At 69.6% G+C, this 13,042-nt stretch carries 11 protein-coding genes and 1 pseudogene; 5 read left to right on the plus strand and 7 right to left on the minus strand.

Going from position 1 to position 13,042, the window contains the following annotated elements:
- Positions 1–396: 396 nt before the first annotated feature.
- The 3 genes from OHA64_RS21180 (at position 397) to OHA64_RS21190 (ending at position 2,606) form a co-directional block, all read left to right on the plus strand.
- Positions 397–1,203: a TIGR04255 family protein gene (locus OHA64_RS21180; RefSeq protein ID WP_405615325.1), complete on the plus strand. Its 807-nt coding sequence runs from the start codon at positions 397–399 to the stop codon at positions 1,201–1,203.
- Positions 1,204–1,304: 101 nt separating this feature from the next.
- Positions 1,305–1,850 (plus strand): hypothetical protein, encoded by a 546-nt coding sequence (locus OHA64_RS21185; protein WP_405615327.1) that lies wholly within the window; start codon positions 1,305–1,307, stop codon positions 1,848–1,850.
- Positions 1,851–2,030: 180 nt separating this feature from the next.
- Positions 2,031–2,606, plus strand: a complete 576-nt coding sequence (locus tag OHA64_RS21190; protein WP_405615329.1) for a hypothetical protein — start codon at positions 2,031–2,033, stop codon at positions 2,604–2,606.
- A 232-nt stretch (positions 2,607–2,838) separates the two neighbouring features.
- Here OHA64_RS21190 and OHA64_RS21195 read toward each other — a convergent pair whose 3' ends face one another.
- A complete protein-coding gene (locus OHA64_RS21195; RefSeq protein WP_405615331.1) occupies positions 2,839–4,197 on the minus strand; it encodes an MFS transporter in 1,359 nt (452 codons plus the stop codon).
- Positions 4,198–4,268: 71 nt separating this feature from the next.
- Here OHA64_RS21195 and OHA64_RS21200 point away from each other — a divergent pair, with 71 nt between their 5' ends.
- Complete coding sequence (locus OHA64_RS21200) at positions 4,269–5,345, plus strand: GlxA family transcriptional regulator (protein ID WP_405615333.1); 1,077 nt, start codon at positions 4,269–4,271, stop codon at positions 5,343–5,345.
- Between the two features lie 303 nt (positions 5,346–5,648).
- Here OHA64_RS21200 and OHA64_RS21205 read toward each other — a convergent pair.
- The 4 genes and pseudogenes from OHA64_RS21205 to OHA64_RS21220 all read right to left on the minus strand — a co-directional run.
- Positions 5,649–6,515: pseudogene (locus tag OHA64_RS21205) on the minus strand (MFS transporter); the annotation flags it as partial.
- Between the two features lie 69 nt (positions 6,516–6,584).
- Positions 6,585–7,634, minus strand: coding sequence for a Zn-dependent alcohol dehydrogenase (locus OHA64_RS21210; RefSeq protein ID WP_405615335.1), 1,050 nt, complete (start codon positions 7,632–7,634; stop codon positions 6,585–6,587).
- The gene (locus OHA64_RS21215; protein ID WP_405615338.1) at positions 7,634–8,797 is read right to left on the minus strand and encodes an acyl-CoA dehydrogenase family protein; all 1,164 of its coding nucleotides are present in this window, start codon (positions 8,795–8,797) and stop codon (positions 7,634–7,636) included. Before OHA64_RS21215 ends, OHA64_RS21210 begins: the two co-directional genes overlap by 1 nt.
- Before the next feature lie 131 nt (positions 8,798–8,928).
- On the minus strand, positions 8,929–9,840 hold the full coding sequence (locus tag OHA64_RS21220) for an SDR family NAD(P)-dependent oxidoreductase (RefSeq protein WP_405615340.1): 912 nt from the start codon (positions 9,838–9,840) through the stop codon (positions 8,929–8,931).
- A gap of 82 nt (positions 9,841–9,922) precedes the next feature.
- Here OHA64_RS21220 and OHA64_RS21225 point away from each other — a divergent pair, with 82 nt between their 5' ends.
- On the plus strand, positions 9,923–10,858 hold the full coding sequence (locus OHA64_RS21225; protein ID WP_405615342.1) for a cyclase family protein: 936 nt from the start codon (positions 9,923–9,925) through the stop codon (positions 10,856–10,858).
- Between the two features lie 380 nt (positions 10,859–11,238).
- Here the strand turns inward: OHA64_RS21225 and OHA64_RS21230 are convergent, their stop codons facing one another.
- Together OHA64_RS21230 and OHA64_RS21235 are read right to left on the minus strand one after the other, a co-directional pair.
- Complete coding sequence (locus OHA64_RS21230) at positions 11,239–11,700, minus strand: ATP-binding protein (RefSeq protein ID WP_405615344.1); 462 nt, start codon at positions 11,698–11,700, stop codon at positions 11,239–11,241.
- Positions 11,701–12,144: 444 nt separating this feature from the next.
- Complete coding sequence (locus OHA64_RS21235; RefSeq protein WP_405615346.1) at positions 12,145–13,041, minus strand: acyl-CoA dehydrogenase family protein; 897 nt, start codon at positions 13,039–13,041, stop codon at positions 12,145–12,147.
- Position 13,042 lies beyond the last annotated feature (1 nt).

Raw genomic sequence — 13,042 nt, forward strand, 5'->3', positions numbered from 1 at the left:
CCCAGACCGGACTAAACACGACGTCGCCACGACGCCGACCCGAACCGAATCTTCAGCAGTGAGTCTCTCCTGGCTTCCGAACCAATGTTACCGAAGAGTAATGCTCACGGCCCTCAGGCCTCGCGGGTTCACCTGCAGACACAAATGCGCAGGTCGGCCACCCTGCCTGAGTCAATACCCGGGAGTCAACGACGCAAATACTCCTACGGGAGATCACCCAAACGCATGAATGCCCAAATCTCGACGTGTAGTATCGCCCGCGACTGGTTACAGTTTTAGTTACAGGTCCGGGTTGGATGCCCACGAGGCGAGCATGGGTCGGGAGCTGCCATCACGCTTCCCGGTGCCGTTTGGGGGTTCGCCGACCGAGGGACGATCACACGGAGGAGCGAGTGCATGTACCCAAGACGCGAGGTGTTCCCACGCTCCCCGCTGGTCTACGTCACTGCAGAGGTCGCCCTCGCCTACGAGCCATTCATCAACAAGGTTGAGACCAGGGATCGCTTCGCGGATGCGATCCGGGACCGGCTGCCAATCCTGTCCCAGGAAATGTCCGTGTCGCTTCCTCTGCTTCAAACCAGCGACGACATGCCCGCTCAAACCCTGCCGGCCCTGAGAGCCTTCAATCAGGACCGGACCTCATCAGCTCTCCTCAAGGCTACGTCCTTGACCTTCGACACGGTCGCGTACACGGACTTCCCTGCATTCCTGGACTGTGCGTCGGCGGCGCTGACAGCCCTCGCCGAATGCGCGCCGCAGGCTCTGGTGCAGCGTGCGGGAATCCGGTTCGTCAACGAGCTGCGCCAGCCTCACGCGCAAGCCGATGATGGCTTCAACTGGGAAAAATGGGTGGCTCCTGAGCTGCTGGCCAGTGCCGGCTTGCTTTCGGTCGGCCATCCTGCGGGATCCATGGGGCACACGCTCTACCACTTGGATTCAGACGAATGGATCGGGTTCCGCTGGGGCGACGTGGTCGGCACCTCAATCATTGACCGAGATGTTCCTTTGCAACGTAAAGAATCGATCAGCGGTCCGTTCTTCGCACTGGACATCGACAGCTTTTGGGAACCTGCAACGCCAGGGCCCCTGGATCCGGATGCGCTACTGACGCACTTCCGACGACTACGGCCCCTTGCTGGGGAGTTGTTCCAGTCCGCGATCACAGATGACGCAAGAGAGTATTTCCGGGGGGAAAAGACATGAGGCCTATCGGTAGACATGAGCTCGATGAGTTGTTACGCGAGACGATCAAGCCACGAGCTGAGTGGGCAGTTGAACTGAAACCGTCCACCAACTATCGAGCCATGGACGCCCAGTGGCGTGAAGACGCCGCTCTGGCTCGCGGGCGTCACCGCCAGGTGGAACGCAGCAGGCATCGCAATCGCCACGACTGGCTGACGGACAAGCACCAGGAGTTGCTTCGCACCAAGACGGTGAAAGAGCTGCTTCACGATCTCTCCGATGATCAGGGGATGACGTGGGTCGACATGTCGCGCATGCTAGGGGTGAGTGTCCCTGCACTGCGTAAATGGCGTAAGGCCGGCGGCGTCTCCCCGGAGAACCGAAGCCGTCTTGCTCAGCTCGCCGCCTTCCTGCAGGTGCTTGCCGACGCGGGTGTCAGTGATCCGGCGCAATGGATCACTCAGCCGATGGTTGACGGTTTCACGGTGACCGTCATGGATCTTTACTCGCCTGAAATCGCTGCAGAGTTCATCGACTTGGGTGCCGGTGACGTCACGTCAGTTATGCTGTTGGATCGGATCGTGCCCCAGTGGCGTGAGACGTACAAGAGTGAGTATGAGGTCGTCATCGCGGAGGATGGTTTGCCCTCCCTGCGGCCTCGCGGCTGACGCTGACGGAGGGCCCGTATGGGTGCGCAGCTCGACCCCGTACCTGATATCGCAAGGCTATACGCCTACAGGGGCGCCCTCGGGAGCGAGGACGCCCCTCCGCGCTATCACCCGTATCACCAGGGAGACGTCTTTTCGAACGTAGAGTTACCTGGCCTCTCTGAACACTATGACCACGCCATGCTCTTTCTGCACCCGTGCACGATGAGGCAGGGGGCCGGGCTCGCACCCGAAGTCACAGTGATCGGCGTAAAGGTCAAGTCAGCCAAGAAGGTGATGACCGGCCCCGAGGCATGGGAAAGACATTGGTCAAATTCGTTCAGCGTCATGCCCCTTCCCGACATGTACAACCAAGGGAAGGGTACGCATGTGGCGGAGTTCATGAAGATGGCCACCGTATCGTCTTCGGCACTGGTCCGCGACAACCGGATATCGACCCTCAGCCCGGAAGGCAGACTCCACCTTCTGCAGCGCGCTTTCCATCATTTCTCACGCACCATTGTGCCCCTGCGTGACATTCGCCCCAGCATGCGCCCGGTCGAGCGCGAGATCGAACTGCAGACGGACTGGGTGGAGGCGTGCTGCGAACAGCAGGCCAGCGAGTCGGATGAAGTCATAGCCGAGGCCGAACGCGCGTTCAACGACTTCGTGAGCGCCGATGGACGCAGGGAGCAACTGCGGGACGGCATAAGCGAGTTCGAGGTGTCACGTGCGGTGAAAAAGGAGATCGAGATGCGCTATGGCGGTCGCGACTGAGGGAGTGCCGTAGCCGGCGTGGTGGTTGGTGGGTTCGCCGGCTACGAACGGGCGGGGTTCGGTCAGTGACCCGAAGCGGATCGAGCCGTTCTCCGGATTGACCGAGGTGCAACTCGTCAGCGGGCGGCGTGGGCGTGCTGCCCTGGAGGTGACGTTCAAACGAGGCCGGTCGTGGCGGCCACCCCTGCACGACCCGGGGGTGACGGAAGGAACCGGGCGCCGAGTTCCCGCCTCACGCCACCGCCACTGTCTCCACGCCACTAGTCGTCGGCCTCCGCCGGATCACCAGCGCCATCAGCGCCGCCACCGCGCACAGCGCGCCCGACGCGTACCAGACCATGTCGTACTCCCCGAAGACGTCCCGCACGACGCCGCCGAGGAAGGCCACCAGAGCGGCGCCGACCTGGTGGGAGGCCAGTACCCAGCCGAAGACGATCGCACTGTCGTCGCCGTACTGCTCCCGGCACAGCGCCACGGTGGGCGGGACGGTGGCGACCCAGTCGAGGCCGTAGAAGACGATGAAGAAGATCATCGGCGGGTGGACGCCCGGCGCGAGCGCGAGCAGCATGGGGAGGAACAGCAGGGAGACGCCGCGCAGCGCGTAGTACACCGCCAGCAGTCGGCGCGGGTCGAAACGGTCCGTGAACCAGCCGGACGCCACCGTGCCGACCACGTCGAACACGCCGATGACCGCGAGCAGTGAGGCCGCCGCCTGGACGGGCATGCCGTCGTCGTGGGCCGCGGGCACGAAGTGGGTCTGGATCAGGCCGTTGGTGGAGGCACCGCAGATCGCGAAGGTACCGGCGAGCAGCCAGAAGGGGCCGATGGGGGTCCCCCCGCTCGAGCGAAGCCGAGAGTGGGGGAGGGCGGCCGAGAAGAGGACCCTCAGGGTGCGGCGCGCGGCGCCCTGCACCGGCGGCGGCTTCGGTACGAACTCCCTTGCCCCGTAAGGCTTCAGGCCCACGTCGGCCGGGTGGTCGCGCAGCAGCAGCCAGACGAAGGGGACGACCGCGAGGGCGGCCAGCGCCACCGTCACGGCCGCCGGGCGCCACTCGTGGGTCTCCACGATCCAGGACAGCACCGGCAGGAAGATCAGCTGGCCGGAGGCGGAGGCTGCGGTGAGGATGCCGGTGACCAGTCCGCGTCGCTCGGTGAACCAGCGGTTGGTGACCGTCGCGGCGAAGGCCAGCGCCATCGAGCCGGAGCCCAGGCCGACCAACAGGCCCCAGCACAACATCAGTTGCCAGGCCGCCGTCATCCACACCGTCAGGCCCGAGCCGATCGCGATCACGGTCAGCGCGACCGCGACCACCCGCCGGATACCGAAGCGGTCCATGAGCGCGGCGGCGAAGGGGGCGGTCAGCCCGTACAGCGCGAGGTTCACCGAGACCGCGGCGCCGATCGTGCCGCGCGACCAGCCGTACTCCGCGTTCAGCGGGTCGATGAGCAGACCGGGGAGCGAACGGAAGGCCGCCGCGCCGATGATCGTCACGAAGGTGACGGCGGCGACGAACCACGCGCGGTGGATGCGGGGCTTCTTGACCGGCGGGGTTCTCTCTGCGGCGGCTGCGGCCTCGGTTGTCTGGGTCACGAGATAGAGCTTCCGTTCCCGAGCGGCCACGAACGAGTGGCCCGAAGGACAGCATTCGTTACGATCGGGCCATGCCCCCACGTCGTGAGCCGGAGTTCCGCCCCCACCGCGTCGTCGTCCTCGCCCTCGACGGCCTGCTCCCCTTCGAACTGGGCATCCCGCACCGCATCTTCGGCCGCACCAAGAACGCCGAGCGCCGACGCCTCTACGAGATCGTCACCTGCTCGATCCGACCGCCGGGCCCCGTCGAGACCGACGCCGACTTCGCCATCCAGGTCGCCCACGGCCCGGAGATCCTCGCCACCGCCGACACGGTCGTCATCCCGGCGTCGTACGAACTCGGCCCGGTCTTCGACGAGGGCGTACTGACCGACGAACTGGCCGCCGCCCTCGACCACATCCGGCCCGGCACCCGGCTCGCCGCCATCTGCACCGGCGGATACGTCCTGGCCGCCGCCGGGCACCTGGACGGCCGCCGGGCCGCCACGCACTGGTCCACCGCGGACCACTTCCAGCGGTTGTTCCCGCGGATCGAGGTCGACGCGGACGTCCTGTTCGTCGACGACGGCGACGTCCTGACGTCGGCGGGCGTCGCGGCCGGGATCGACCTGTGCCTGCACATGGTGCGCCGCGACCACGGCACGGCGGTCGCCAACGAGGTGGCCCGCCGTACGGTCGTACCGCCGCACCGCGACGGCGGACAGGCACAGTACATCCATCGGCCCGTGCCCGATCCGCAGCTGGCGTCCACGACCGCCGCCCGCGCCTGGGCGCTGGGCCGCCTCCACGAGCCGATCCAGCTGCGGGACATGGCCGAGCAGGAGGCCATGTCCGTACGCACGTTCACGCGCCGTTTCCGCGAGGAGGTCGGCGTCAGTCCCGGCCAGTGGCTCACCCAGCAGCGGGTGGAACGGGCCCGGCACCTGCTGGAGTCCACCGACCTGTCCGTCGACCTGGTGGCCCGCGACGCCGGCTTCGGCACGGCCCAGTCGATGCGGCAGCACCTACAGACGGCTCTCGGGGTCACGCCGACCGCTTACCGCCGCACCTTCCGGGCCGGCGTCGACGGGCCCTGCGCCGACGGGTCCCGCGGTGGCCTGGCCGACGTCGACGGATCCGACGGCGGCGTGGCCGACGCCCTGCGCTGAACGGCTCTCGTACCGCGCCTCGCCCCACCACCCGACCGCCGTCAGCACCAGCGTCAGGCCCACGCCCGCCAGGATGGCCGTGGACGGCGCCGTCACCCGCAGCAGGGCGCCCGCGAACGAACCCGCCGCCGCGTACCCCGCGCCTGCCGCCGCGTACATCACCGAGTAGCCCGCGGCCAGGACGTTCGCCGGAAGCGCCGCACGCAGGGACAGGTTGCGGGTGATCAGCGCGCCCGACTGGAGCAGACCGCCCACCGCAAGACCGGCGGCGATCGCGGCCCGGCCCGGTATCAGCGCGACGAGGGTCACGCAGACGGACATCCCGCACATCAGCAGCACACTGCGGGTGCGCAGCCGCCCGGGCCAGGCCCTCAGGCCGTACAGGAAGGCGCCCAGTCCCGCGGCCACCGCCATCGCGGCCAGCAGCGGGCCGGACCAGCCGACCCCGATGCCGCGCTGTTCGAGGAGGGCGGGCAGGAGGAGTTCGGCCAGCCCGAGCAGGGTGAGGCTCGCCGCGCCCGTGACATACACCGGCCAGGCACCCGCCAGGACGCGCAGCCGCGCGCCGCCCGTCCGCTCCGTGCCCTGCGTGTCGTCCGTCTTCCAGCCGGCCGGGAGCAGCCACAGACCCGCGACCGAGGACGCCATCAGGGCGGCCGCGAGGAGCAGCGGAGCCCGCGGGGCGACGCCGAGGGCGAGGGAGGCGACGGCGACCGGGGAGACGGCCCAGACACCCGACATCAGTATGGACTCGACGGACAACGCCTGTGCCGCGGCCCGCTCCGGGACCAGGTCCGTGAGCAGCGCGCGCAACCCGCCGGTGGCCGCGCCCGGGGCCGCGCCGGCGAGGAACGCGAACACCGCGAGCAGCGGCACGGGGGCATCCGGGAGTACCCCGAGACCCACGAATCCGGCCGCCCCGGCGGCGAGGCCGACGGCCAGGTGCGGACGGGCCCGCTCGGGACGCAGCCGCATGCCGAGGACCGGGGCGCCGACGATCTCACCGATCACATAGGCCGCCGCGAGAACCGCGCCCAGGGCATAGCCACCGGGGCGCTCCCGCACCAGGAAGACCAGGGCCAACGGCGCCATGGCCACCGGCATGCGGGCGCCCACAGCGGTGCAGGCCCAGATCAGGACCTGCTTCGAGGCGACGTCGCGGTAACTCATGGAACGACGCTAACGGCCCGCACTGACAAGGCCCCAGGAGATTTCCAGCACCTGTGGAAAACCTCGCGGTCAGAACGTCAGCACCCCGCGTGCCACCCGCCCCGCCTCCGCGTCCGCCACCGCCTTCTCGAAGTCCTCGACCGGATACGTCCTGGTCACCAGCTCGTCGAGGAGCAGCCGGCCCTCCCGGTACAGCTCGGCGTACAGGGCGATGTCCCGCTGCGGACGGGAGGATCCGTAGCGGCAGCCCAGGATCGACTTGTCCAGGAACATCGACGAGACGAGGAAGGACGCCTGAGCCGTGGCCGGCGGGACGCCGAGCAGGATCGCCTGCCCGTGCCGGTCCAGCGAGTCGATCGCCGCCCGGATCAACTCGACCCGGCCGACGCACTCGAAGGCGTGGTCCGCGCCCGTCGGCAGCACGTCCCCCACGCTGTCCATGGAGGTCAGGAAGTGTGTCGCGCCGAACCGCCGGGCCACCTCCTCCTTCGCCGGGTTCGCGTCCACGGCGACGATCCGCAGCGCGCCCGCGATCCGCGCCCCCTGCAGGACGTTCAGCCCGATCCCGCCCGTGCCGATCACCAGCACACTGTCCCCGCGGTCCACCTTCGCCCGGTTGAGCACGGCGCCGACGCCGGTCAGCACCCCGCACCCGATGAGCGCGGCGGACGGCAACGGAATCTCCTCGGGGATCCGGACCGCCTGCACGGCCTTCACGACGGTCCGTTCCGCGAAGGCCGAGTTGGCCGCGAACTGGAACACCGGCCGCCCGTCCCGCGCGAACGGCTGCCCCGGCCGCCCGATCGACTGCCGGCACATCGTCGGCCGTCCCCGGTCGCACTGCGCGCACGTACCGCAGTTGGCGAGCGTGGACAGGGCCACGTGATCGCCGGGGCGCACATGCGTGACACCGGCGCCCACCGCCGCCACCACGCCCGCCCCCTCATGGCCGAGCACCACAGGAACGGGGAACGGTATGGTCCCGTCCACCACGGACAGGTCGCTGTGACACAGCCCCGCCGCCGAGACGGCCACCTGCACCTCGCCCGGCCCCGGCTCCCGTACGACGAGATCGTCGACGACCTCGATCCGCTTGCCGTCGAACACCACGCCTCGCATCACTTGGCCCCCTGTCGGCCCTTGGGTTCCCTCGGCAGGCCGAGCACCCGCTCGGCGATGATCGTGCGCTGGATCTGGTCCGAGCCGCCGTAGATCGTGTCGGCCCGGGAGAAGAGGAACAGGTGCTGCGCCACGTCGAGTTCGTACGGCGCCGCGGCCGACCACTCCACCGGGCCCACGGCCGCCGCCGCGCCCCGCACCCGCATCGCCAGCTCCCCCAGCCGCTGATGCCAGCCGGCCCACAGCAGTTTGGCCACGCTCGACGCACCCGCGTCGGCCGAACCCCCCAGGGTGCGCAGGGCGTTCCAGCGCATCACGCGCAACTCGGCCCACTGACGCACCAACCGGTCCCGTACGACGGGATCGTGCACCGCGCCGGTGGCCACCGCCGTCTCCACAACCTTGCCCAACTCCTGGGCGAAACCGATCTGTTGGGCGAGCGTGGACACTCCGCGTTCGAAGCCGAGCAGACCCATCGCGACCCGCCAGCCGCCGCCCTCCGCGCCGACGACATGCTCCACGCGCGCGCGTGCCCCGTCGAAGAAAACCTCGTTGAACTCGCTCGTGCCGGTCAGCTGACGGATCGGGCGGACCTCGACGCGGCCCGGCTGGTCCATGGGTACGAGCAGGAACGTCAGCCCGTGGTGGCGCCGGGAGCCGGGCTCGGTACGGGCGAGCACGAAGCACCAGTCCGCCTCGTGGGCGAGCGAGGTCCAGATCTTCTGGCCGGTGATCCGGTAGTGCGTCCCGTCCGGTTCGCGTACGGCCGCGGTGCGCACGCCGGCCAGGTCCGAGCCGGCGCCGGGTTCGCTGTATCCCTGGCACCAGAGTTCCTCGCCGGCGGCGATCGGGGGCAGGAAGCGGGCCTTCTGTTCCTCGGTGCCGTGGGCGAGGAGGGTGGGGGCGAGGAGGTTCTCGCCGATGTGTCCGGAGCGTGGCGGCGCGGGCGACCGGGCGTACTCCTCGGCCCAGGCGACCTGTTGGGTGAGGGTGGCGGCGCGGTTGCCGTACCCCTCCTGGGACCAGCCGAGGCCGATCCAGCCGGCTTTGCCGAGGGTGCGTTCCCAGGTTCGGCGGTCCTGCGTGCCGTCGGCGTGGGCGGCGAGCCATCCCCTCGCCTCGGCGCGGAAGGCATCGTCCTGCGAGGTGAATGCGAAGTCCATGGGTGCGCCTTCCTGGAGGGTGGCCGGAGCCGGTGGGGTGCCGGGTGCGGTGGGGTGGCGGTGGGGTGCCGGGTGGCGGTGGGTTCGGGTCACCCCGCGGCACAGGGCGGCCAACCGCAATGGCTGTAGCCCTACGCGTTCGGCCGGCCCCCCTCCCGCGCCGCCCGTTCCATCCCCGCCACCCGCTCCAGCAGCGGCATCGGGTCCATGCCCACCGTCCCCGGCAGGAAGTCCGCGATCTTCTCCGGTGTCCAGGAGCCGTCCGCGTACGCCGCCCGCAGCTCTCTCGGCTGGGCCCAGACCGCGATCTTGGGGCCGGCGATCGTGTACACCTGGCCCGTGATCCCCTGCTCCCACGCCTTCGCCGACAGCAGGTAGACCACCATCGCGGCCACGTCCTCCGGCTCGCCGATCTCGGTGAGTTCCATCGGGACGTTCGCCGACATCCGGGTTCGGGCCACCGGGGCCACCGCGTTGGCGGTCACCCCGTACTTGTGCAGCCCGAGGGCCGCGCTGCGGACGAGCGAGATGATCCCGCCCTTCGCCGCGCTGTAGTTGGCCTGGGACACCGAGCCCTGGTGGTTTCCGCTGGTGAAGCCGATCAGTGTGCCGGACCTCTGCTGCCGCATCACCGCCGATGCCGCCCGGAACACGGTGAACGTGCCCTTGAGGTGGGTCGCCAGGACGGGGTCCCACTCCTCCTCGGCCATGTTGAACAGCATCCGCTCGCGCAGGATCCCGGCGACACACACGACCCCGTCGAGCCGTCCGTACGAGGCCAGCGCCACGTCGACCACCCGCTGACCGCCGGCCATCGTGGAGATGTCGTCGGCCACGGCGACCGCTTCGCCGCCCGCCGCCTCGATCTCCTTGACCACGGACTGGGCGACCTCGCTCGTCGGCGAGGCGCCGTCCATGGCGACGCCGTGATCGTTGACGACGACCCGGGCGCCCTCGGCCGCCGCGGCCAGCGCCACCGCCCGCCCGATCCCCCGTCCGGCGCCTGTCACGGCGACCACCTTGCCTGCCAAGAAGTTCCCCACGCCGGCCCCTTCCCGCGGTTTCTGACGGTCCGTTAGATTTTTCCCCCGTAGGACAGCCGGAGACAAGCCCCGGGGAGGACGGATGTCACAGCCCGCGCTCCATCCCGCGTTCCACGACATCGCCAAGCGCGTGAACAACTGGGGCCGTTGGGGGGCGGACGACGAGATCGGCACCCTCAACCTGATCACCGACGAGGTGGTACGCCAGGCGGCGACCGAGGTCCGCACGGGCCGCCGCGTCCCTCTCGCGCTCCCCCTGCGACAGGACGGGGTACAGACCGGACTGATCCCCGGGCGGGTCAATCCCCTGCACGCCATGGTGCAGATCAACCAGGAGATCTTCGGCCCGGGCACGGTGGCGTGCAGCGACGACGCCGTGACCATGGGACTCCAGGCGGCCACCCACTGGGACGCGCTCACCCATGTCTCACACTCGGGCCGGCTCTACAACGGCCGCCCGGCCGACACCATCACCCCGCACGGCGGCGCCGAGTTCAGCGGCATCGACAAGGCACGGCACATCGTCTCGCGCGGGGTGCTGCTCGACGTGGCCCGGGCGCACGGCAGGGACCGTCTCGACGGCTCGTACGCCGTCACCCCCGAGGACCTCGACGCCGCCGAGGAACTCGCCGGTACGCGAGTGCGGGCCGGTGACATCGTGCTCGTACGGACCGGGCAGGTGCAGGTGTACCTGGCGGGCGACAGGGAGGCGTACGGCTATCCGTCACCGGGCCTGTCGATCCGTACACCGGAGTGGTTCCACGCACGTGATGTCGCCGCGGTCGCGAACGACACCCTCACCTTCGAGGTGTTTCCGCCCGAGATCGAGGATCTGTGGCTGCCCGTACACGCGCTCGACCTGGTGGAGATGGGGATGCTTCAGGGGCAGAACTGGAATCTCGAAGAGTTGTCCACAGCCTGTGGACAAGCGGGCCGGTACGCATTCCTGCTGTCGGCGATGCCCGAACCCTTCGTCGGCGCGACGGGAACGCCGGTCGCGCCGGTCGCCATCCTCTGAGGACCGTCGGATGGCGGTGCGCCATACCCGCCCCGAGCACGGCATCGCGCACCGCCATCCGCCTCCGGCGTACCCGCCCCGGTTCTCCCGGCCCTGAGGGAACCGACGCCGAATCGCGACCCACACTCGTCGAGGGCCCCCGTCACCGGAGCCCTCGGCGTCCCCTCGCGGCGAATCGCTGACCACAATCGTGATCAAACGGTCACGTGGCGTCAACACCCGTTCGGGGATTTATTACGTATGTACTGTTTGCCGTGGGCGCGCACAGAAGCACGTCCCGGCGCACGGATGCAGCGCCGATCAAGGGCGACAGCGCTTTCTGCGACCGTGCACCGCCGCACTCCCCGATCGCGTACCCGCACATTCCGCGACCGCGCGCCTCACACCGCCTCGTACGCCAGCCCCTCGTACGCCGACACATCGCTGCCGCAGGCCGTCACGGCGGACCGGGACTTGGCGCACCGGTCCAGTTCGCACCAGATGCGCTTGCCGGCCCCCTCAGGGATCCAGCCCCAGCGGTCGGCGAGCCCGTCCACGAGGGCGAGACCCCGGCCACCCGTCTCGTCGCCGTCCGCACAGCGCGGCGCCGGGGCGCGGTCGCTGCGGTCGGCCACCTCCAGGCGGACCGTGGCCCTCTCGGCCGCCGCGGGCGGCAGGGAGAGCCGCAGCACCGCCGGGCAGCCGGTGTGCACCACGGCGTTGGTCACCAGCTCGGAAACGAGCAGGATCAGGGTCTCGGCGAGCGACTCGTCGGCCGCTATCCCGGACCCGGCCAGGCGCGAGCGGGCCCAGCTGCGGGCACGCCCCACCTCTGCGGGGTCGGGCCGAATCTCCAGCTGCACTTGAAGCACCTGCACCGCTCACACCATCCGAACCGGCGGACACATCACCGCGCGCCTCACAAGGGCCACGATCGTAGCCATTTTTTGCATGACCAGAACAACGGCAAGAGTCAGAGTCACCGAACGTGACTCCCTTGTGAGACAGCATGGTTGACCTACAGTCACGCCAACAAGCGCTTCGGGCATATTCCAGTGGGAAGGAGTACCCATGCGGCATACTGTGCGACGCTCGTCTCCAAGGGTCGAACAAACAGGGGTAACACCGGCATGGTTCGTGCTCGGGGCCACTCGCATTTCACCCAAGGTACCGGAGTGGGTGATCGACTCCGGGACCCACGAGTCACACGTAGGACACAACCCGATATCAACGCTCCGTGATTCCGGTATGCCACGATCCGTGACATCCGCCCCGGGCGCTCCGGTGATGTCCCAGCCCAGCGGCGTTCACGGCCTCTGGTCCACGAGTTCCGCGGCGAGGATTTCCTCACTCTCCGTGACGCCTCCGCCACGTTGTGCCCGCACCCAGGCCCGCTTGAGATGCAGGTGCACCTCGCTCTCCCAGGTGAACCCCATGCCGCCGTGCACCTGAAGACAGTCCCGCGTGCTACGCAGCGCGGCCTCGTCGGCCAGCAGCCGGGCCGCCGCGATGTCGAGGGCGTCGGCGGTGACGGCGGCGGCGTACACGGCCGCGCGGGCCGTCTCCGCCCGCACCAGCATGTCGGCGCAGAGATGCTTGATCGCCTGGAAGGCGCCGATCGGCTGCCCGAACTGCTCACGGGTCCGCGCGTGTTGTACGGCCAGCTCGCACGCGCGGGTGGCCGTACCGAGCTGCTCGGCGGCCGTGAGGAGGACGCCGACGGGGTCACAGGGCCAGGTCTCCGCGCCGGTCCAGCGGTGCAGCGGCGTCAACGGGTCCACCGACCGCAGCGGCACGGCCTCTTCCGGTCGCGGCAGCGGGGTCCCTCCCCCGCGTACGACGTCCGCCTCCGCCAGCCACTCCACCAGGCCGCCGTCGACGTCCGCCACGACCGCCTCGCCGGCCGCCGCCCCCGGCACGGTGCCCGCCGCGAGGTGCGTGGCGATCAGCGGCCCGGGCAGCAGGACGCGCCCCGCCTCCTCGAACACCAACACCGCCTCGGGAAGCCCGAGTCCCACCCCGCCGTCCGCCTCCGGCAGCCGCAGCGCGAAGAACCCGGCCTCCCCCAACTCCCGCCACAGCGCACGGTCGAGCCCCGGACGCTCCACGGCGGCGCGCAGGGCCTCGGCGTCGAAGCGCCGCGCCAGCAGCTCCCGTACGCCGGCCCGTAAGGCGCGCTGGTCCTCGGACAGGTGAAAACGCACG

Source organism: Streptomyces sp. NBC_00076, from assembly GCF_045041235.1.
In the GTDB taxonomy this organism is placed as follows: Bacteria; Actinomycetota; Actinomycetes; order Streptomycetales; family Streptomycetaceae; genus Streptomyces.